Below are 20,201 nucleotides of genomic sequence, written 5' to 3'. Positions count from 1 at the left end.
CACTTACCCATCCCCGTGATCACGCCCTGGGAGAACGCCTTGCCGAGCGTATCCACATTGACCACCGCCGATCCGGCGTTGCTGGTGCAACTCTCCGACAGCCATCTGTTTGCCGAAGCGGACGGTGCGTTGCTGGGCATGAACACCCGCGACAGCCTGCAAAAGGTCATCGAGCTGGTGCGTGCGCAACAGCCGCAGATCGATTTGATCCTGGCCACGGGTGATCTGTCCCAGGACGGGACGCTGGCGTCCTACCGGCAATTTCGCGAGATGACGCGCCAGTTGGATGCGCCGGCGCGCTGGATTCCCGGCAATCACGATGAGCCGCAGGTCATGGCCGAGGCGGCGGTGCAGAGCGCCTTGCTCGAACCGGTGGTGGATATCGGCAACTGGCGGGTCACGATGCTCGATTCGGCGGTGCCGGGCTCGGTGCCGGGATATTTGCAGGATGAACAGCTGCAGTTGCTCGCCCGCTCGTTGAGCGAAGCGCCGGAACGCCATCATCTGGTGTGCTTCCACCATCACCCGGTGTCCATCGGTTGTGCCTGGATGGAACCGATTGGCTTGCGCAATCCCGAGGCGCTGTTCGCCGTGCTGGACCGTTTCGAACAGGTGCGCGCGGTGTTGTGGGGGCATGTCCACCAGGAAATCGATCAGAGGCGCAACGGCGTACGTTTGATCGCCTCACCCTCGACCTGCATCCAGTTCGAGCCGGGCAGCGAGGATTTCAAGGTCGGGGAACAGGCGCCGGGCTATCGCTGGTTGCGGCTGCTGCCCGACGGGGGGCTGGAAACCGGTGTGGAGCGGGTCACCGGGTTCGATTTCACTGTGGATTACGGTTCCAACGGCTACTGATTGCTCTTTCATTTCCAGAAACCGAGGCGCGGCCTTCGCGAGCAAGCCCGCTCCCACATTTGACCTGCGTCGGTCACAAATCCCCTGTAGGAGCGAGCTTGCTGGCGATAAGCCTGAGAGCGCCGCGGGGCGCCAGGTTTTCACCGTTATCGTTGACGACCATCGCGAGCAAGCTCGCTCCTACAGTAAACTCCGATTCTTTAGCCGACGCACAGGGAACTCAAATGTCCGGTTCGATCCTTTATATCCACGGCTTCAACAGCTCGCCGTTGTCGAAGAAGGCCTGCCAGTTGGTCGAGGTGATGGAGCGTCTGGGCCTGAGCGAACAGTTGCGCGTTCCGGCATTGCACCACCACCCGGGCCAGGCTATCGAGCAGCTGGAGCAGGCGATCGCCGAACTGGGGCGGCCACTGCTGGTCGGCAGCTCCCTCGGCGGCTACTATGCCACTCACCTGGCCGAGCGCCATGGCTTGAAAGCCCTGTTGATCAACCCTGCCGTCAGCCCGCACCGGATGTTCGACGGCTATCTGGGGACGCAGAAAAACCTGTATACCGAAGAGGCCTGGGAATTGACCCACGACCACGTGACGGCCCTGGCCGAGCTGGAAGTGCCGGCACCCCGGGATCCGCAGCGTTATCAGGTATGGTTGCAGACAGCTGACGAAACGTTGGACTATCGTCTCGCCCAGCAGTATTACCGGGCATGCGCCTTGCGTATCCAGGCCGGTGGCGACCACAGTTTCCAGGGTTTTGCCACGCGACTGCCGGCCATGTTGAGTTTTGCCGGCATCGGCGCCGATTTGTATCAGGCAATCGATTTCAGCGCATTGTGAGCGATAGCCCCCATGAATTCTTTTTTCACCGAACACTGACGACGAGACCCCATGGCCACTCCCAGCGCTAGCTCTTATAACGCCGACGCCATCGAAGTCCTCTCGGGCCTCGACCCGGTGCGCAAACGCCCCGGCATGTACACCGACACCAGTCGGCCGAACCACCTTGCCCAGGAAGTCATCGACAACAGTGTCGACGAAGCCCTGGCCGGGCATGCCTCATCGGTACAGGTGATCCTGCATGCCGACCATTCCCTGGAAGTCAGCGATGACGGCCGTGGCATGCCGGTGGACATTCACCCTGAGGAAGGTGTTTCGGGCGTCGAGTTGATCCTCACCAAGCTTCATGCCGGTGGCAAGTTTTCCAACAAGAACTACCAGTTCTCCGGCGGTTTGCACGGGGTGGGTATTTCCGTGGTCAACGCCTTGTCCACCGAAGTGCGGGTGCGGGTCAAGCGTGACGGCAACGAGTACCAGATGACCTTCAAGGATGGCTACAAGGCCACCGAGCTGGAGATCGTCGGCACGGTCGGCAAACGCAACACCGGCACCAGTGTGTTCTTCGCACCGGATCCGAAATACTTCGACTCACCCAAGTTTTCCATCAGCCGCCTCAAGCACGTGCTCAAGGCCAAGGCCGTGTTGTGCCCGGGGCTGCTGGTCAGTTTTGAAGACAAGGCCACCGGCGAGAAAGTCGAATGGCATTACGAAGACGGCCTGCGTTCCTACCTTGTGGATGCGGTCAGCGAATTCGAGCGCCTGCCGGACGAGCCGTTCTGCGGCAGCCTGGCCGGTAATAAGGAAGCAGTGGATTGGGCGCTGCTGTGGCTGCCTGAAGGTGGCGACGCGGTACAGGAAAGCTACGTCAACCTGATCCCGACCGCACAGGGCGGTACCCACGTCAACGGCTTGCGCCAAGGTCTGCTCGACGCCATGCGCGAGTTCTGCGAATTCCGCAGCCTGTTGCCGCGCGGCGTGAAGCTGGCGCCGGAAGACGTCTGGGAACGCATTGCCTTCGTACTGTCGATGAAGATGCAGGAACCGCAATTCTCCGGCCAGACCAAGGAGCGCCTGTCGTCCCGTGAGGCGGCGGCGTTTGTCTCCGGTGTGGTCAAGGATGCGTTCAGCCTGTGGCTCAACGCCCACCCGGAAACCGGCATGCTGCTGGCGGAACTGGCGATCAACAACGCCGGCCGTCGCCTCAAGGCCAGCAAGAAGGTCGAGCGCAAACGCATTACCCAAGGCCCGGCGCTGCCGGGCAAGCTGGCCGACTGTGCCGGGCAGGACCCGATGCGTTCCGAGCTGTTCCTGGTGGAAGGTGATTCCGCCGGCGGCTCGGCCAAGCAAGCGCGAGACAAAGAATTCCAGGCGATCCTGCCGTTGCGCGGCAAGATCCTCAACACCTGGGAAGTCGACGGCAGCGAAGTGCTGGCCAGCCAGGAAGTGCACAACATCGCCGTGGCGATCGGTGTCGATCCGGGCGCTGCCGACATGAGCCAACTGCGCTACGGCAAGATCTGCATCCTCGCCGACGCCGACTCCGACGGTCTGCACATCGCGACCTTGCTGTGCGCCTTGTTCGTCCAGCACTTCCGCCCGCTGGTGGATGCCGGTCACGTCTACGTGGCCATGCCGCCGCTGTACCGCATCGACCTGGGCAAGGAAATCTACTACGCCCTGGATGAAGCCGAACGCGACGGCATCCTTGATCGTCTGGTAGCCGAGAAGAAACGCGGCAAACCGCAGGTCACCCGATTCAAGGGGCTGGGTGAAATGAACCCGCCGCAGCTGCGTGAAACCACCATGGACCCGAACACTCGGCGTCTGGTGCAGTTGACCCTGGAAGATTTCGAGGCTACCTCGGAAATGATGGACATGCTGCTGGCGAAGAAACGCGCCGGTGACCGCAAGACCTGGCTGGAGTCCAAGGGCAACCTGGCCGAGGTGCTGGGCTGATGCGTCTGGGCTTTGCCCTGGCCTGTGCGTTGCTGCTGACGTCGATTACGGTATCTGCCGAGCCGGCGCCACAGCTGCGCCTGTTGTCCGGGCATGTCGTCGACAGCATGCGCGGTGGCAACCTGTCCGGGCTGGCGCAGTGCGGCAATGACCTGTGGGCAGTTTCCGACCGCGACGATGATCAGATCTATCGCCTCGATACCAGCGGACCTGACTGGCAGGCCGATGCGGTGCATATCGACGTACCGCCGGTGCCTGACAGCGGCTTGCCCTGGGGGTTGAGGTCTAGTGTCTGGGGGGCTTCGTTCGTGCGTGGCGGCAATCTGGACTTCGAAGGCATCACCTGCGACAGCGCCGGCAATCGCTACATTGTCAGTGAAGGCCATGCCGCAGTCTTGCAAGTGCCGCCCACGGGGCCTGCTACCTGGTTGAAAATTTCGCCGATGATGGTTCGCGAGGCACGGGCCAGAGGCCTGCTGTTGCAATTCAATGCACTGTTCGAAGGGCTGGCTGTCAACCCGGCGGGCGATCAGATGTGGCTCGCCGCCGAGCGTCAAGGCCGCGGACTGCTGATGATCAAACGCAAGCAGACGTTGTGGGATTGCGACGGTGGCTGCGTGCTGCTTAGCGAGGCGGGCATGGAAATGCAGCCCGAGCAGTTTCCCCACGCCAGAGCTGTCTCGCAGGATTTTTCGGACCTGTCGCTGTTCAACGGCAAGCTGTTCGCCCTTGAACGCAACGCCTATCAGATTTGTCGCCGGGATCCGCAGACGGCCAGGGTCGAGCGCTGCTGGTCGTACGCCGCCGAGTTGTTGCAGGAAAACCGTCGTTATCCACAGGACTACGGGTTGGAAGAAGCGTTGATCGTGGATGCCGATGGTGCCTGGATCGGTGTCGACAATAACTTCGGTGCGCGCGCCGATGGTGAAGTGCGTCCGGTGGTCTGGCGCTTCGCTGCACCGGAAGGTGGCTGGAGTGCCAAGCCATGAGCCAACAAACGCCGGGTCAGCGCATCGGCCGGGTGTTTATGGTGCTGGCCTGGTGCGCAGCGCTGTTTCTGGCCACGCGGTTTTTCGGCCAGTGGGAAGCGCGGCAGCAAAATCCGAATGTGGTGGTCAGCTCGGAGCAGGGCGAAGGTTTCGTCGAGGTGAAACTGGTCAGCAATGTGCAGGGGCATTTCGTAGCCAGCGGCCAGATCAACGGCCAGCCGGTGGACTTCATGCTCGACACCGGGGCGACCGATGTGTCGATTCCGGCGGACCTGGCCAAGCGTTTGAAGCTCGAAGAAGGATTCGGCGTGACCCTGAGCACGGCCAATGGCCTGAGCCAGGGCTATCGCACCCGTATTGAACGCCTGCAGTTGGGCGACATCGTGCTGCGGGATGTGCGCGCACTGGTGGCCCCGGGGCTGCACGGCGATCAGGTGTTGCTCGGCATGAGCGCACTGAACAAACTTGAATTTACCCAGCGCGGTGGCACCATGCTGCTGCGCCAGACAACGAACCGATGAGGCCCGCATGAGCGACTCCCTTGATCTCAGCCTGGACGGTGTAGAACGCCGGTCACTGGCTGACTTCACCGAAAATGCCTACCTCAACTACTCCATGTACGTGATCATGGACCGTGCCCTGCCGCATATCGGCGACGGTCTTAAACCGGTACAGCGGCGTATCGTCTACGCCATGAGCGAGCTGGGGCTGGACGCCGATTCCAAGCACAAGAAATCGGCGCGTACCGTCGGTGACGTGCTCGGTAAATTCCACCCCCACGGCGACTCGGCCTGCTACGAAGCCATGGTGCTGATGGCCCAGCCGTTCAGCTATCGCTACACGCTGGTCGACGGCCAGGGCAACTGGGGTGCGCCGGATGATCCCAAGTCCTTCGCCGCCATGCGTTACACCGAAGCGCGGCTGTCGCGTTATTCCGAAGTGCTGCTCAGCGAGTTGGGCCAGGGCACGGCGGACTGGGGGCCGAACTTCGACGGCACGCTGGACGAGCCGCTGGTCCTGCCGGCCCGTTTGCCGAACATCCTGCTCAACGGCACCACCGGCATCGCCGTGGGCATGGCCACCGACGTGCCGCCGCACAACCTGCGCGAAGTCGCCACGGCGTGCGTGCGTTTGCTCGATGAGCCCAAGGCCACGGTCGAACAGCTCTGCGAACACATCCAGGGCCCGGATTACCCGACCGAAGCGGAAATCATCACCCCGCGCGCCGACCTGCTGAAAATCTACGAAACCGGTCGCGGCTCGGTGCGCATGCGCGCCGTGTATCACATCGAAGACGGCGACATCATCGTCACTGCGTTGCCGCATCAGGTCTCGGGCGCCAAGGTGCTGGAGCAGATTGCCGCGATGATGCAGGCCAAACCGTCCAAGGCGCCGCAAATCGCCGACCTGCGCGACGAATCCGACCACGAAAACCCGTGCCGGATCGTGATCATTCCGGGGGCGCGCAAGAACTTCGACCACGATGCCTTGATGCAACACCTGTTCGCCAGCACCGAGCTGGAGTCGAGCTACCGGGTCAACATCAACATCATTGGCCTGGACGGCAAGCCGCAGCTGAAAAACCTGCGCGCGTTGCTGGTCGAATGGCTGGAGTTCCGGGTGCAGACCGTGCGTCGTCGCCTGCAATTCCGCCTCGACAAGGTCGAGCGTCGCCTGCACCTGTTGGACGGTTTGCTGATTGCCTACCTCAACCTGGATGAAGTGATCCACATCATCCGTACCGAGGAACAGCCACGGGCCAGACTGATCGAACGCTTTGCCCTGAGCGAGATCCAGGCCGACTACATCCTTGACACCCGTTTGCGTCAGTTGGCGCGACTGGAAGAGATGAAGCTGCGTGCCGAGCAGGATGAACTGCTCAAGGAACAAGCCAAGCTGCAAGCCCTGCTGAGCAGCGAAGCCAAGCTGAAAAAGCTGGTGCGCACCGAGCTGATCAAGGACGCCGAAACCTACGGCGACGACCGCCGTTCGCCGATTGTCGAGCGCGCCGAGGCCAAGGCCCTGACCGAGCACGATCTGCTGCCGAACGAGAAAGTGACGGTGGTGCTATCGGAAAAAGGCTGGATTCGCTCCGCCAAAGGCCACGAAATCGACGCCACCGGGCTTTCCTACAAGGCCGGGGACGGTTTCAAGGCGCTGGCAGCCGGGCGCTCCAACCAGTTTGCCGTGTTTATCGACTCCACCGGCCGCAGTTATTCGGTGGCCGCCCACACCTTGCCGTCGGCCCGTGGCCAGGGCGAACCGTTGACCGGTCGCCTGACACCGCCACCGGGTGCGAGTTTCGAATGCGTGCTGATGCCCGAAGACGACGCGTTGTACGTGATCGCTTCCGACGCCGGCTACGGTTTTGTGGTCAAGGGCGAGGACCTGCAAGCCAAGAACAAGGCGGGCAAGGCCCTGTTGAGCCTGCCGAACAACGCCAAGGTCATGCTGCCGCGCCCTGTGGCCGATCGTGAGCAGAACTGGCTGGCGTCGGTGACGACCGAAGGTCGCCTGTTGATCTTCAAAATCAGCGACCTGCCACAATTAGGTAAAGGCAAAGGCAACAAGATCATCGGGATTCCCGGTGAGCGAGTGGCCAGTCGCGAAGAGTATGTGACGGACATCGCCGTATTGCCGGACGGTGCAACACTGGTGTTGCAGGCCGGGAAACGTACCTTGTCACTGAAAGCGGACGACCTCGAACACTACAAAGGTGAACGTGGCCGTCGTGGCAACAAGTTGCCGCGTGGCTTCCAGCGGGTAGATGCGCTGCTCGTCGAAAACCTCAATTAGGTGTCCTGGAGGTGCCGAACTACGAATTAACCCGTAGTTCGGCGCTTTGCGCTGGAGTCGGAACGCATATTCACGGATGATATGGCCTTTCAAGCGCCGGCACTGCCGCGTGTTCTTCATATTTATTGAGTATTTTCACTGTGATCAGCCTTTTATTGATCACCTGGATGGGACGATGACTGCTCTGCGCCTTCCTTTTATTCTTATGCTCGCCGGCATTCTTGGCCTGGCGGGTTGCAGCGTTCACCAACCGGTGTCGTTGTATCAGCTGGACGCTGGAACCCCGGTTCAGCCTGCACAGAACGCGGGCATGGCGGTATTGTTGGGCCCGGTCACCGTGGCCGACTACCTGCAGCGCGAAACCCTGTTGCAGCGTCAGCCGGATGGCAGCTTGCAAGCATCGACCGACGGTCGTTGGGCCGGTAGCCTTTCGTCGGATATCGATCAGTTGCTGCTGCGTCAGGTCGCAGGTCACCTGGACAGCCAGCGCGTAGTGCTGGCCCCGGCAACATTGGGCTTCACCCCGGACGTTCAGGTGTTGCTGACCATCACGCGCCTGGATTCGGGTGCAAAGCAACCGGCGATCCTCGATGCGCAATGGCGCCTGATCGACCGTCGCGGGCAGGTCCGCGACAACCGCATCATCCATTTGCAGGAACAGCATGCCGGTAGTACGTCGGCTCAGGTCCAGGCGCAGGGCGTGTTGCTGCAACGCTTGGCCGAGCAATTGTCGGTGGCGCTCAAGCCGCTGGCCAATCAGCCGCCGATCGCCGAAGCCCCGCGTAAAGCGCCAGCCAAAGTGGCTGCACCTGCGGTAGAACAGGAAAAGCAGCCGAAGATCCCGATGGCCGCGCCTATTCGTACGGATATGGAAGTGTTTCGCTTCTGACCCCGGATGGATTTGAAACAAAGCCCGCATTGATGCGGGCTTTTTTGTTTCTGCTGGCTGGGGATATCTGGCGTCAGTTGCGGCCTCTTCGCGGGCAAGCCCGCTCCCACCCTTATCTCTGTGAACACAGATCTTGTGTACGACCACGTCCCTGTGGGAGCGGGCTTGCCCGCGAAGGCGTAGGTACAGACAACAAAAAGCCCGCAGACGATCACTCGTCTGCGGGCTTCTTCATAACGGGGCGATTAAGCCCGGCGTTCGTGCATCCGCGCCAGTTGCCGTTCAAGCATCGATGGATACGGCTCCATCAACCGCTCCACGCAACATGCACCCTCAGGGCTGGCAATCGGGCGGATCCGTGCGCGCTGACGGATCAACGCGTCGTCGCTGATCTTGCGTTCCACCAGCAGCAGGTTGCGGCTGTGCTGCGACAGGGCCAGGGCGTCCTGGGCAGGGTCGGTCAGCAACAGGTCGATCTGGCTCAGGCCGAACAGTTCGTCGCCCAGAGTCAGACCCAACTGCAATTGCAGGGTGATGCCGCTGTCCGCGACTTCGATCTGCAGCTGGTGGCCCAGGGCCCGCAGCAGCTCGCCGCAGCAAATGGCGTTGGTCAGGTAATCGTCGCCGCTGTCTTCGGTGTGGAACAGCATCAGCGTGCTGCCATCGTTCAAGGTCTCCACTTCGCCTTGATACAGCGATGCGGCCTGGTCGAGGCAATCGCGATAGCGCTCCAGCAGTTCTTCAAGACGCGCCCGCGGCAGGCGTCGCAGTTGCTCCTGGGAGCCCAGTTGCACCGCCAGTACCGCGCTGTGTTGCGGCACGCTCGGCGTGGCCTTGCGAATCACCGGTTGTGGGGGGCTGTCCAGCGACTCGTCGCGCAGATCGGCGAACGGATCTTCGTCATCGTCGTCTTCGACGGTGCTGACGATCTGCCGTGGCGCTGGCTTGAGCGCCGCTACCGGGCGGCTCTCGTCGAAACTCGGATCGCGCAGGTTGCGGACTTCGAAGGCCGGGTCGGCCTCGTCATCGACGTCGTCGAATTCCGGTTCCGGTTCCGGCACAGGGGCGGGCTCCGGGGCGAAGTTGGCGTGCAACTGACGCGCCAGGTCGCCGATTTCGTCCTGGCGGTCGGTGGCCGGGGTGTATTCATCGATATTGCGCAGCCACACCCGCAATTGCAGCAGGGGCGTCGAGAGATAACGCCCCATGCGCAGACTCAGGGCCAAAGACAGGGCCAGCAGGATGGCGCTCAGGATGCCCATGCTTTGCAGGCTGATGGTCATCGGCTGCTGGAACTGGTCCATGTCCAGGCTGATGCGCAATTGCCCGGCGGTCACGTCCTGGAAGGTGATCTTGCTCTGGTACATGCCCTCGGCCTCGCCCAGCAGGCCATGCTTGGGACGCTGGCCGGATTCGGCAAGGATGCGGTTGTCCGGACTGTAGATGGCGGCGTGGGCCACCAGCTTGTTCTTGGTCAGGTTATTGAGCAGCACATTGAGGCTGAGGATGTCGTTGGACACCAACAGCTCCGTGGCCGAAGTGGCCGTCTGCGTCGTCAGGCTTTCGCCCAGCGCATCCGCCTGCTCGTGCATGGCCTGCTTGAACTGCAGGCCCATCACACCGGCATAGATGACCAGGGCCAGGGCGACCAGGATCACGTTATGGCTGGCGATGCGCAATGCAATCGGTACACGGCGGTGGCGCAGTGCCCGGAAGATCAGCAGGAAGAAGTTATCGGTTTTTACTGGCGTAGGCCGGTTCACTTGAGCTCGGCTCTTTTGTCCGTGAAGTTGACGCGCAGTATAGCGACAGGCCCTAGACCGTCAAAGCGCTCACGGTGCCCGATGGTCACTGAAAGTGGGTAGAATGCGGTTTTTTTCCACCTGCGGGGGTGCGCCTTGCGCGAAATCGTCCTGATAAACATCACGGGAGTCGACCGTCCGGGTCTGACTGCGGCCATTACCGGCGTTCTGGCCCAGGGTGGTGTGAACATTCTCGACATCGGTCAGGCGGTGATCCACGACACCTTGTCGTTCGGCATCCTGGTTGAAATTCCCGACACCGAGCAAGGCAAGTCCGTGCTCAAGGACATCCTGTTCAAGGGCTACGAGCTCGATCAGCAGGTGCGTTTCACACCGGTGTCCGAACAGGATTACCAGCAGTGGGTCGGCAACCAGGGCAAAAAGCGCCACATCGTGACCCTGTTGACCCGCAAGGTGACAGCCGGGCAGTTGCAGGCCGTGAGTTCGATCACCGCCAAATATGGCCTGAACATTGACCACATCGATCGTCTGTCCGGGCGCATGCCGCTGGACACTCCGGCCGACAAGGGCAAGGGCTGCATCGAGTTTTCCGTCCGTGGCGAGGCGGCTGATCCGCAGGCGCTGCGGGCCGAATTCCTCAGCGTCGCCCAGGAACTGAACGTCGACATCGCCTTCCAGGAGGACTCGCTGTTCCGTCGCAACCGTCGCCTGGCGGTGTTCGACATGGACTCGACCCTGATCGAAGCCGAAGTGATCGACGAGTTGGCCAAGGCGGCTGGCGTGGGTGACAAGGTTTCGGAAATCACTGAGCGGGCGATGGCCGGCGAGCTGGATTTTCGCGCCAGCTTCAAGGAGCGCCTGGCCTTGCTCAAAGGTCTGGACGTTGGCGTGCTGGATTCCATCGGTGCCTCGTTGCGCCTGACCGAAGGGGCGGAAACCCTGTTCGCCGAACTCAAGCGCCTGGGCTACAAGACCGCGATCCTCTCGGGCGGCTTCACCTACTTCGCCAAGCAATTGCAGGCCAAGCTGGGTATCGACTATGTGTTTGCCAACGAACTGGAAGTGGTCGACGGCAAAGTCACCGGCGTGGCGGTCGAGCCGATTGTCGATGCGCAGCGCAAGGCGGATTTGTTGAGGGAGCTGGCACACAAGGAAGGCTTGCGCCTGGAGCAGACCATTGCGGTCGGCGACGGTGCCAATGACTTGCCGATGCTGGCGATTGCCGGGTTGGGCGTGGCGTTCCGCGCCAAGCCTCTGGTCAAGCAGTCGGCCAAGCAGGCCATTTCGACCCTGGGCCTGGATGGCGTGCTGTACCTGCTGGGCTTCCGCGATCGCGACGGACAGCTGTAACACCGCAAAACACCTGTAGGAGCGAGCTTGCTCGCGATGAACCTGAGAACAACGCGGGCATTCAGGAAGCCCGCGTCATCGTTGGCGACCATCGCGAGCAAGCTCGCTCCTACAGGGATGTGCGTTGATCAGGCTTTTGGTGAGCCCATGCCCTGACCCATCTGCACCGCTGTACCGGCAGTCATTTCCTCAGCCCACTTCACCTGATCCGGCCCGAACAACACGACGGCGGTCGAACCCAGCTTGAAGCGACCCAGTTCCGCACCTTTTTCCAGGTGGATCGGCGCGCGCGCGGCTTCGTCGTAGCGGAAGGTTTTCAGCTCGCGCTTCGGCGGCGTGACCAGGCCGGCCCAGACGGTTTCAATCGAAGCCACGATCATTGCGCCTACCAGCACCACGGCCATCGGCCCGCGCTCGGTGTCGAAAATGCACGCCACGCGCTCGTTGCGGGCGAACAGTTCCGGAACGTTTTCAGCGGTGGTCTGGTTGACCGAGAACAGACGACCCGGGATGTAGACCATCTCGCGCAGGGTGCCGGCCAGCGGCATGTGCACGCGGTGGTAGTCCTTCGGCGACAGGTAGATGGTCGCGAAGTCACCGCCCATGAACGGCGCAGCATTCGCCGCATCGCCACCCAGCAGTTCCAGCACGCTGAAGCTGTGGCCCTTGGCCTGGAATATACGACCGTGCTCGATCGGGCCGAGCTGGCTGATCGCGCCGTCGGCCGGGCTGAGGATCGCGCCCGGCGTTTCGTCCAGCGGACGGGCACCGTCTTTCAGTGCGCGGGTGAAGAACGCGTTGAAGTGCTCGTAGGCAGTCAGGTCTTCGACCAGCGCCTGGGACATGTCCACCTGATAGCGCTTGGCGAACCAGGCGGTAAAGGCATTCTTGAACCAGCGCACGCGGCATTCGGCGATACAGCCGGCCAGTCGCGAGAGCAAGTTGTGGGGCAGCAGGTACTGGCCGAGGAGAAACAGACGCTTGTTCATTAACGGTCCTTAAAAATCTTAAATTTCTACCGGGGTATCGGGATGGTTGCCCCATTCGCCCCAGGAGCCGGCGTAGCCCTTGACCCGCGGATAACCGAGAGCCTTGGCCACCAGATAGGTGAAGCCAGAGCGATGGTGGGTCTGGCAGTGGGTAATCACTTCTTTGTCTTTGCTGATCCCGAGTTGTTCGAGGATCTGCGGCATGTCGGTGCGGATGCGCAACTGGCGTGACGGATCCATGCCGGCGGTCCATTCGAAATTGACCGCGCCGGGAATGTGCCCGCCCTTGGCCGCCAGGACCTTCTCGCCGGAATACTCCAGCGGCCCGCGTGCGTCCCAGATGGCCAGGTCGGCGGCGCCGAGCCGGCTTTGCAGGTATTCGCGGGTAGCCGTGGGTTCGTCGTGCAAGGTCAGAGAAACCGGGCCGCCCACGGCTGGCGGAATCTGGATCGACATGGGCAAGCCTTCTGCCAGCCAGGCCGTCAGACCGCCGTCGACATAGTGGTACTTGCTGTGGCCGATGACATCCAGCAGCCAGATGAAACGCCCGGCCCAACCGCCGCCTTCATCGTCATACACGACATAGACCGCATCGGGATTGTGTCCCAGCTCGCCAAACAGCGTTTCGAGCGCTGCCTGCGGGGGCATCAGTCCCGGGGCGGGTGCCTGCCCCAGTTGCGTGCGTTTCGGATCGACAAAACGCGCGCCGGGAATGTGTCCTTCGGCGTAGCGGGCGGCACTGGTCAGGTCCACCAGAATCAGTTCGCGGGCTTCGAGCCGAGGGAGCAAGTCGCTCGGCTCGATCACCAGCGGCAAGCCAGAGAAGTCAGACATGTGAGGTCTCCAGAGCACAAAAGGGAGGATTGTAGCGCAGCCTTATTGGCCACGGTGGCTAAAGCTGTGCAGGGCTTTCTCGATGCACTGCGCGGTTTTGCCGAAGGCCTGCACGGAAACTTCCGAAAACGGCTCACCGCCCTGATCCGCCACGACGATCATGATCACCCGGCCATTGTTGACCAGCGAACGCAGCAGCAGGTGTTCACCGCTGAACTGTGAGCGCAGGCTGTTGGGCAGCAGGGCCGAGAATTGCGCATTGTTGGCCGGCGTCAGGCGGACCTGGGCCTGTTGCGCGAGCAGGCGTTGCAAGACGTTGCTCTGGCTGACCACGAAGTTCAGCCCGGCCGTTTCCTTCGGCAGGCCGGCCGTCTGGTGCACGCGCAGGTTGGCATGGGCACGGTCGGCCATCAGGATCATCACCCGACGCATGCCGCAGGCCACGAGGGCGTCCCGGGCGGCGATGGTCAAGTGCATGGCGTTGGTGAAACGACTCGGCTCGACCAGCAATTCGGCGCATTGCTTGCGCCATTTCGCCAGATCTTCGGCCGTGGGGCCGGCGGCCGGTAGCAGTCCGGCGTGGATCCGGTTCATGCCCCACGGCCAGATCAGCGATTCGGCGGGGTGCCAGAGGTCGGGCATGGCGTGATGGCGCGCGCTGTTGGCGGCTTGCTGGTGCAGTTGTTGTTGCACCTCATCCATCGGCATTTGCAGGTAAAGGCTGGTCAGGTACTGCCAGCGTTCACTGTGCGGGCTGTCCCAGGCGTGTTGTGCCGACAGCGCCAGCCCGTTGGCCAGCAGCACCGTATTGGCCGGTTGGTTGAGCCAGCGGCGCAGGGTCGGATCGTCATCGAGGCGGTTCTGCTGGCGCAGCGGGTGCTCGCTGTCACGGGCAATGCGCAGGACTTTCACCAGCTCCCGCTGCTCGGTGAGCAACAGGCGATAGCCCTGTTGCACCCAGATCGGCAAGTGCCAGACCTTCACCAGCGCCTGGCCGATGTCCAGCAGGCGTACGCCAAACAATTGCTTTTCGACTTTACGTGCCGACTCACCTTTATGGATGACCCGCAGCTCCCAGTCTTCGAGCAGTTCTGGATGGGTCAGTGCCAAAGGCCACAGGGGCGAAAGAAACAGCAGGCTGCCCCAGTGTATGTCCTGCCACAGGCGCGCCAGGCGACTGGCAAAAAAACCATTGGCCTGTTGCGTGGCGTGCTGGCTGATCATCTGCAGCTGACGCAGGGTCTTGGGGATCTCGGACTGGGGGTTGGCGGGCAGCCGCGCGAGCAATTCTTCGGTGCGTTTCAGGCCGAGGCGATTGATCGCAACCTCAAGGTTTTCCGCAGGCTCGGTCATGCCGCCGTGGGTGTGTCGGTTGGCTTCGCGAATCACGCTCAAGGCCAGGGCGGGGCTGCCTTGCATGAGGTCGGCGATATCGCGCAGCGAGCTGCGATTGTCGCGGATGGCCTTGCAGACGCGGTCGTGGCTGGCTTGCGGAACCGGCAGGCGCACGCCATCGAGCAGCTTGACCCAGCCTTCGAGCGTCGTCGGTTTTGGGGTTGGAACGTTCGTTTCGTTAACCATGGTGGGCGGCGATCATCGTCAACAATACCTGTGCCCGGAAGGGGTCAAATTAGCTTTTCGCCTGAACTGGCTATAGTCTGGCGCAGTTTTGCCGATAAGTAGAAGAAGAGATTTTTTAACTTCCGAATATGACCTTGAACCCGACTCAGTAAGTGCTCTCCTAACCTATGGCTAAAATTATCGGCATCATCGTCGTATTCGCGAGCGTGCTCGGCGGATACGTGCTTTCCCACGGCAAGATTGCCGCTCTGATCCAGCCTTTCGAGGTGATGATCATCGGCGGTGCGGCGCTCGGCGCTTTCCTTCAGGCCAACCCTGGTCATATGGCGATGCACGTTTTCAAGAAAGCCTTGGGAATGTTCAGTTCGCGTTTCAACCATGCGTTTTATCTGGAAGTGCTGGGGCTGATCTACGAGATCCTCAACAAGAGTCGCCGCGAAGGCATGATGGCGATTGAAGGTGATATCGAAGATGCCGCCGCGAGTCCGATCTTCGCCAAGTACCCGACGGTACTCAAGGACGAGCGCATGACCGCGTTCGTCTGTGATTACCTGCGCATCATGTCCTCCGGCAACATGGCGCCCCACGAACTTGAAAATCTGTTCGACATGGAACTGGCCAGCCTCAAGGAAGACCTGGACCACCCGTCCCACGCAGTGAACGGCATTGCTGACGCCATGCCGGGCTTCGGTATCGTCGCGGCGGTACTGGGTATCGTGGTCACCATGGCTTCGCTGGGTGATGGCGACCAGAAGTCCATCGGCCTGCACGTCGGTGCGGCATTGGTCGGTACCTTCTTCGGTATTCTCGCCGCCTACGGTTTCTTCGGTCCCCTGGCGCACGCCCTGGGTCACGATGCCAAGGAAGAGTTGAACGTCTACGAAGCCATCAAAGCTTCGCTGGTCGCCTCGGCCTCCGGTATGCCGCCATCGCTGGCTGTGGAGTTCGGTCGCAAGGTACTGTACCCGGCTCACCGTCCAAGCTTCGCCGAGCTGGAACAAGCGGTTCGCGGTCGTTAAGTTATGGAAAATAACCAGCCGATAATCATCAAGCGCGTCAAAAAGTACGGGGGCGGGCATCACGGGGGCTCCTGGAAGATCGCCTTCGCCGACTTCGCCACGGCGATGATGGCGTTCTTCCTGGTGTTGTGGCTGCTGTCCACCGCTACGCCGGAACAGAAGATCGCCATCGCCGGTTACTTCAAGGACCCGATCGGCTTTTCCGAAAGCGGCACGCCGTACATCATCGATCTGGGCGGCACGCCGACCCTGGCGCCGGAAAACACCCTCAACCCTGAGGTGAAGTCCCAGCCGCAGCCGGACAAGGTCACCATCGATACCGACCAGGTCGAAGGCATGGCCGAGCAGGTCGAAAAGGAACGCCTCGAACTGTTGCTGCAAGAACTGCAGAACAAAGTTGATGAGAATCCGCAGCTGCAGAAGTTCAAGGACCAGATCCTGTTCGAAATTACCCCGGACGGCCTGCGTATCCAGATCATGGACGCGGAAAACCGCCCGATGTTCGATTCAGGCTCAGCTCGCTTGAAGCCTTATTTCGAAGACATCCTGCTGGCCATGGCCGACACCATCAAGGCGGTGCCGAACAAGATCAGCATCAGCGGCCACACCGATGCCAAGCCGTACACAGGCACCGGTGATTTCGGTAACTGGGAACTCTCGGCCAACCGTGCCAACGCCGCACGTCGTGCGCTGGTGGCGGGCAGCTATCCAGATGCACAGGTGGCGCGCGTGGTCGGTTATGCCTCGTCGGCGTTGTTCGATCGCGAGCACCCGTTCAACCCGGTGAACCGCCGTATCGACATCGTGGTACTGACCAAGAAAGCCCAGCGGGCGATCGAAGGTTCGCAAGGGGCGGAGCCAGCTCCCGATGCGCCGCAAGGTTCGGCTGCACCAGGTGCAACACCGACCGCGCCGGTCGACCCGAACGCGTTGCCGGCGGACAAGGAACCGTTGCCGGCTCACGAACTGCGCGAGCGTTTGAATCTGTTCGATGATCCAGCGCCGAAACCGGCTGAACCACCCAAGCAGTGACGTACAAAAAAGCCGACAGAGATGTCGGCTTTTTTGTGCGGCGTTCACTGGTTTGGAGGGATCCCCTGTAGGAGCCGGCTTGCCGGCGATGGTTGTCAACGATTACGCGTGCTGTCTGGAACCACTCGGCGTACTTGAACGCATCGCCGGCAAGCCGGCTCCTACAGATGATGGGTGAGAGAACCCCTGGAGTGACTTCAGAATCCGCGGATGATTCGTGACTTGAGCTCGGCGTGAAAGCGATCCGCATTGGATCTGTTGACGCTGCGCACCGACTCGCTGCCGGTCACGGACTCAAGCGACATCGAGCGCTTGAGCGTTGCTTCGTTGCGATAGGCATCGATAAAGAAGTCGATGTCCCGGTCGCTGGTCAGCTTCGGCCATTTGTCCAGGTACAGCGGCAGCTCGGTCGGGCCGGTCTTGAACGAGCAGATGCGTCGGTTGGTGATGGTCGCCTCGCCGATTTCGAACGGCACCCACCAGGACAGCGCGGTTTTCTCCGAGACCACTGCCAGCAGGTGAGTGCATTCGCTGATGTTGCGGGTAATCACCCCGGTGATGTCGTCGGTGGTCTGGGATTCGGCATCCAGCACATCGAGGTAGGTCTTGATGTTGGCCTGGATCAGGCGCCCGTTGATTTTGACCGCGTGGGCGCGGTCCATGTGGCGGTAGCTGATAAACACTGGCATCAGAAATGTCCCTTGATCGCGAGTTCGCGGTAATAGGCGCCGAGGGCGGTGAGGCGGCAGCCGGTGGAGTGGATGGCGGCGTAGTACATATGCTCGGCGTCCACCGGTTCGACCAGGCTGTGGCGGTTGCACTTTTGCAACTGGGCGAAGACGTCGCCGTGCTCCGGGTTGAATTCAGGCTCGGTGGGCTCAAAGCTGGGGGCGAGGGGGTACACCGACTCCGCTTCGGCAAACCATTCGGGGAGTTTGCGCAGGATTTCCTTGGGGATCAGCGGCGACACTTCGCGCAGGGAAATGAACTGCGAGACGTTGGTCTTGAACACCGGCCGCTGTTCCCAGGCGTCGAGGGCGTTGTCGACAAACGAATAGAGGCTGCCGGGTGTGATCTTGCCCAGGATGTTCGCTGCTCCGCCGTGCAGGGCCTGGAGCAATAGTCCGGTGAACACGCCGTGTTGCGCGCCCTCCATCGCCGGCTCTTCCTTTTTACAGGCGGTCAGGATGGTCATGCCTTCGCCGACCACGCTGCCCTCGCTGCGCAAGGCGCGCAGTTCGCCGGCCGAGCCGCTCTGGCAACAATCGAGGATGATCACTTTGTTTTTGATCTTCGTGGCTTTGCTCGCCCAGTTGAGAATGTCACTGAGGCGAATCCCGTCCTTGGCGCTCTTGTAATCCTGCGGGATCAACATGCCTTCGTCGGTGTCGGTGTCGAAGCTGCCGTGGCCGGCGAAATACAGCAGCGCGACATGGCAGTCCCCGGAAAACAGTTCGCGGATCTGGTCTTCGAGCTTTTCCCGGCTCAGGTAGTCCTCGGCGGAGGTCAGCACGATGTTCTTGAAGTTCGGATCGCCATTGGCGTCGGTCTTGAGCACGGAAGCCATGGCCATGGCGTCATTGCTGCAACCGCTCAGCCGCGAAACGTGGGTGTAGTCGTTGATGCCGATAAACAGTCCCTTGCGCATGGTTACACCGCCGTATGCTGGCGAATGGCGCTGATGATGCTGTTGGTGTTCCAGGCACACTCGGCATGTGCCGCCTCACGTACTACCGTGGAAATGCGCTCGGCGCCGAACGGTTTGATCGCAATGATCACCTTGCCCATGCGCTTGGCGATCTCGATTTCCTTGTTGATCCACTTGCTGTAGGTGGAATACATCCCGGCCATGATCAATACCGCCGAACACGGACGGATCTTGTTTTCGATGGCCTCCTCCAGTTGTTTGTCGGTTTTCGCGCCGACAATCGGGTTGTCCGGCGGCACCGAAAAATTCTTGTAGGTGAAACCGGGCTTGGCGTTGAGCAGGCGTACGAGATTGTCGTGGGCGTCGGAGTAGTTCCACGAGTGGCTGATGAACAGATGGTAGGTTTGCATGGGTGTCCCTCGGTGTCGCTGGAGTGCGAAGAGGGTTTGAAACTAGGTGATTACAGGGCGGCTTCAAGAGGTCGGCGCGGAAAGAGAAATGCCCTACAGGCGAGCGTGCGCACGTCCTACAGAAAGGTCAGATGTTTAAGCGGGGGGGAGATCCAGCCGCCGACCACCCCGCGTAAAGCCGGGCGGTCGGCACGTCTGTTTAGTAGCCGTTTTCCGGCAGGCTAGCGATGATCGAGCGGTAGCTGTTCATCCGTTGCTGCTGCACGCGGCCATCTTCAAGGGCCTTGAGCAGGGCGCAACCGGGTTCGCGGTCATGCTTGCAGTCGCGGAAGCGGCAGGTGCCCAGCAGGTCGTTGAACTCGATGAAGCCGGCTTCGACGTCGGCACGGCTGACGTGGCCCAGGCCAAATTCGCGGATACCCGGGGAGTCGATCAACTCACCGCCGCCGGGGAAGTGGAACAACCGCGCGGTGGTGGTGGTGTGGGTGCCCTGGCCGGACAGCTCGGACAGCGGACCGACGCGGGTTTCGACATCCGGCAGCAGGCTGTTGACCAGCGACGACTTGCCGACACCGGACTGGCCGACGAATACGCTGATGCGTCCGTCCAGTTGCGTCTGCAACTGCTCCATCCCGTTACCGTGATGCGCCGACACTTCCAGCACCGGGTAACCGAGGGTGCGGTATACGGCGAGCAAGGCATTCAGCGCCGGGGCGTTGTTTTCGTCGATCAGGTCGAACTTGTTCAGCAGCAGCAGCGGCTTGATGCCCGCATGTTCGGCCGCCACCAGGTAGCGGTCGATCAGGTTGGCGTGGGGCTCGGGCAGCGGTGCAAACACGATGACGATCATGTCGACGTTGGCCGCCACCGGCTTGAGCTGACCACGGCTGTCCGGGCGGCATAGTTCGGTGTTGCGCGGCAGTTGCGCCACGATCACGCCGATGCCCTGGTTGCCGGCGCGCCACACCACCTGATCACCGGTCACCAGCGCCGGCAGGTTCGCGCGCAGGTGGCAACGGAACACCTGGCCGGCGAGCTCGCCGTCGCGGGCCTCGACCTCAACCTGCACACCGAAGTGCGCGATCACCAGACCGTGCTGTTCCGGGCCCAGATCGCCGCCCTCAAGTGCCTCGACAGCCGAGGACTCGCGTTTGGCGGCGCGGGCAGCGCGTTCGCCCTGAATCTTTTCGATGCGCCAGTTTTGGCGGCGATTGAGTTGGCGTTTGGCCATGGGTGTTCCGTATAAAGAATGCAGCG

General features: G+C 61.6%; 18 protein-coding genes. 10 read left to right on the top strand and 8 right to left on the bottom strand.

The features are described 5' to 3' along the window. Window positions 1-39: 39 nt before the first annotated feature. The 7 genes from cpdA to AB7M25_RS27690 all read left to right on the top strand — a co-directional run bounded on the left by cpdA (window position 40) and on the right by AB7M25_RS27690 (window position 8,318). The gene (gene cpdA / locus AB7M25_RS27720) at window positions 40-855 is read left to right on the top strand and encodes a 3',5'-cyclic-AMP phosphodiesterase (RefSeq protein WP_429560565.1); all 816 of its coding nucleotides are present in this window, start codon (window positions 40-42) and stop codon (window positions 853-855) included. Window positions 856-1,079: 224 nt separating this feature from the next. Continuing rightward, window positions 1,080-1,688, top strand: a complete 609-nt coding sequence (locus AB7M25_RS27715; protein ID WP_429560564.1) for a YqiA/YcfP family alpha/beta fold hydrolase — start codon at window positions 1,080-1,082, stop codon at window positions 1,686-1,688. 51 nt (window positions 1,689-1,739) lie between these two features. Continuing rightward, window positions 1,740-3,644, top strand: coding sequence for a DNA topoisomerase IV subunit B (gene parE, locus AB7M25_RS27710; protein ID WP_007977465.1), 1,905 nt, complete (start codon window positions 1,740-1,742; stop codon window positions 3,642-3,644). Then, window positions 3,644-4,633, top strand: coding sequence for an esterase-like activity of phytase family protein (locus AB7M25_RS27705; RefSeq protein WP_429382545.1), 990 nt, complete (start codon window positions 3,644-3,646; stop codon window positions 4,631-4,633). The genes parE and AB7M25_RS27705 overlap by 1 nt, the downstream gene beginning before the upstream one ends. Beyond that, window positions 4,630-5,154, top strand: coding sequence for a retropepsin-like aspartic protease family protein (locus AB7M25_RS27700; RefSeq protein ID WP_429382543.1), 525 nt, complete (start codon window positions 4,630-4,632; stop codon window positions 5,152-5,154). Before AB7M25_RS27705 ends, AB7M25_RS27700 begins: the two co-directional genes overlap by 4 nt. Before the next feature lie 7 nt (window positions 5,155-5,161). Beyond that, on the top strand, window positions 5,162-7,429 hold the full coding sequence (gene parC / locus AB7M25_RS27695) for a DNA topoisomerase IV subunit A (protein WP_429382541.1): 2,268 nt from the start codon (window positions 5,162-5,164) through the stop codon (window positions 7,427-7,429). A gap of 175 nt (window positions 7,430-7,604) precedes the next feature. Further along, window positions 7,605-8,318: a PqiC family protein gene (locus tag AB7M25_RS27690; RefSeq protein WP_429382539.1), complete on the top strand. Its 714-nt coding sequence runs from the start codon at window positions 7,605-7,607 to the stop codon at window positions 8,316-8,318. A gap of 245 nt (window positions 8,319-8,563) precedes the next feature. Here AB7M25_RS27690 and AB7M25_RS27685 read toward each other — a convergent pair whose 3' ends face one another. Next, window positions 8,564-10,081: an AhpA/YtjB family protein gene (locus tag AB7M25_RS27685; RefSeq protein ID WP_104451571.1), complete on the bottom strand. Its 1,518-nt coding sequence runs from the start codon at window positions 10,079-10,081 to the stop codon at window positions 8,564-8,566. 135 nt (window positions 10,082-10,216) lie between these two features. Here AB7M25_RS27685 and serB point away from each other — a divergent pair, with 135 nt between their 5' ends. Then, a complete protein-coding gene (serB, locus tag AB7M25_RS27680) occupies window positions 10,217-11,431 on the top strand; it encodes a phosphoserine phosphatase SerB (RefSeq protein ID WP_007983950.1) in 1,215 nt (404 codons plus the stop codon). A gap of 128 nt (window positions 11,432-11,559) precedes the next feature. Here serB and asd read toward each other — a convergent pair whose 3' ends face one another. From asd to AB7M25_RS27665, 3 genes are read right to left on the bottom strand one after another with little or no spacing between them, the layout of a single operon-like run. Beyond that, window positions 11,560-12,420 (bottom strand): archaetidylserine decarboxylase, encoded by an 861-nt coding sequence (gene asd / locus AB7M25_RS27675; RefSeq protein WP_104451570.1) that lies wholly within the window; start codon window positions 12,418-12,420, stop codon window positions 11,560-11,562. A gap of 18 nt (window positions 12,421-12,438) precedes the next feature. Then, a complete protein-coding gene (locus tag AB7M25_RS27670; protein ID WP_429382535.1) occupies window positions 12,439-13,254 on the bottom strand; it encodes a rhodanese-like domain-containing protein in 816 nt (271 codons plus the stop codon). 42 nt (window positions 13,255-13,296) lie between these two features. After that, window positions 13,297-14,835, bottom strand: a complete 1,539-nt coding sequence (locus AB7M25_RS27665; RefSeq protein ID WP_429560562.1) for an HDOD domain-containing protein — start codon at window positions 14,833-14,835, stop codon at window positions 13,297-13,299. 167 nt (window positions 14,836-15,002) lie between these two features. Between AB7M25_RS27665 and motA the strand changes: the two genes are divergently transcribed. Together motA and motB are read left to right on the top strand one after the other, a co-directional pair. Then, on the top strand, window positions 15,003-15,854 hold the full coding sequence (motA, locus tag AB7M25_RS27660) for a flagellar motor stator protein MotA (RefSeq protein WP_429382531.1): 852 nt from the start codon (window positions 15,003-15,005) through the stop codon (window positions 15,852-15,854). A 3-nt stretch (window positions 15,855-15,857) separates the two neighbouring features. After that, on the top strand, window positions 15,858-16,886 hold the full coding sequence (motB, locus tag AB7M25_RS27655; protein WP_429382529.1) for a flagellar motor protein MotB: 1,029 nt from the start codon (window positions 15,858-15,860) through the stop codon (window positions 16,884-16,886). 197 nt (window positions 16,887-17,083) lie between these two features. On the opposite strand, the gene AB7M25_RS27650 is transcribed toward motB, so the two are convergent. The 4 genes from AB7M25_RS27650 to rsgA form a co-directional block, all read right to left on the bottom strand. Beyond that, complete coding sequence (locus AB7M25_RS27650) at window positions 17,084-17,575, bottom strand: toll/interleukin-1 receptor domain-containing protein (protein ID WP_429517834.1); 492 nt, start codon at window positions 17,573-17,575, stop codon at window positions 17,084-17,086. After that, window positions 17,575-18,534: a caspase family protein gene (locus AB7M25_RS27645; protein WP_429382527.1), complete on the bottom strand. Its 960-nt coding sequence runs from the start codon at window positions 18,532-18,534 to the stop codon at window positions 17,575-17,577. Before AB7M25_RS27645 ends, AB7M25_RS27650 begins: the two co-directional genes overlap by 1 nt. 2 nt (window positions 18,535-18,536) lie before the next feature. Then, on the bottom strand, window positions 18,537-18,944 hold the full coding sequence (locus tag AB7M25_RS27640; RefSeq protein ID WP_007978807.1) for a TIR domain-containing protein: 408 nt from the start codon (window positions 18,942-18,944) through the stop codon (window positions 18,537-18,539). Between the two features lie 199 nt (window positions 18,945-19,143). After that, the gene (rsgA, locus tag AB7M25_RS27635) at window positions 19,144-20,175 is read right to left on the bottom strand and encodes a small ribosomal subunit biogenesis GTPase RsgA (RefSeq protein WP_007978809.1); all 1,032 of its coding nucleotides are present in this window, start codon (window positions 20,173-20,175) and stop codon (window positions 19,144-19,146) included. Window positions 20,176-20,201: the final 26 nt, after the last annotated feature.

Source organism: Pseudomonas sp. AP3_22 TE3818 (assembly GCF_053628995.1).
This window is presented reverse-complemented; position numbering and strand designations above follow the sequence as displayed.

Coding starts and splice junctions, on each gene's coding strand:
- AB7M25_RS27715 (WP_429560564.1), top strand. CDS start 1,080: ATGTCCGGTTCGATCCTTTATATCCACGGCTTCAACAGCTCGCCGTTG.
- parE (WP_007977465.1), top strand. CDS start 1,740: ATGGCCACTCCCAGCGCTAGCTCTTATAACGCCGACGCCATCGAAGTC.
- AB7M25_RS27705 (WP_429382545.1), top strand. CDS start 3,644: ATGCGTCTGGGCTTTGCCCTGGCCTGTGCGTTGCTGCTGACGTCGATT.
- AB7M25_RS27700 (WP_429382543.1), top strand. CDS start 4,630: ATGAGCCAACAAACGCCGGGTCAGCGCATCGGCCGGGTGTTTATGGTG.
- parC (WP_429382541.1), top strand. CDS start 5,162: ATGAGCGACTCCCTTGATCTCAGCCTGGACGGTGTAGAACGCCGGTCA.
- AB7M25_RS27690 (WP_429382539.1), top strand. CDS start 7,605: ATGACTGCTCTGCGCCTTCCTTTTATTCTTATGCTCGCCGGCATTCTT.
- asd (WP_104451570.1), bottom strand. CDS start 12,420: ATGAACAAGCGTCTGTTTCTCCTCGGCCAGTACCTGCTGCCCCACAAC.
- AB7M25_RS27670 (WP_429382535.1), bottom strand. CDS start 13,254: ATGTCTGACTTCTCTGGCTTGCCGCTGGTGATCGAGCCGAGCGACTTG.
- AB7M25_RS27665 (WP_429560562.1), bottom strand. CDS start 14,835: ATGGTTAACGAAACGAACGTTCCAACCCCAAAACCGACGACGCTCGAA.
- motA (WP_429382531.1), top strand. CDS start 15,003: ATGGCTAAAATTATCGGCATCATCGTCGTATTCGCGAGCGTGCTCGGC.
- motB (WP_429382529.1), top strand. CDS start 15,858: ATGGAAAATAACCAGCCGATAATCATCAAGCGCGTCAAAAAGTACGGG.
- AB7M25_RS27650 (WP_429517834.1), bottom strand. CDS start 17,575: ATGCCAGTGTTTATCAGCTACCGCCACATGGACCGCGCCCACGCGGTC.
- AB7M25_RS27645 (WP_429382527.1), bottom strand. CDS start 18,534: ATGCGCAAGGGACTGTTTATCGGCATCAACGACTACACCCACGTTTCG.
- AB7M25_RS27640 (WP_007978807.1), bottom strand. CDS start 18,944: ATGCAAACCTACCATCTGTTCATCAGCCACTCGTGGAACTACTCCGAC.
- rsgA (WP_007978809.1), bottom strand. CDS start 20,175: ATGGCCAAACGCCAACTCAATCGCCGCCAAAACTGGCGCATCGAAAAG.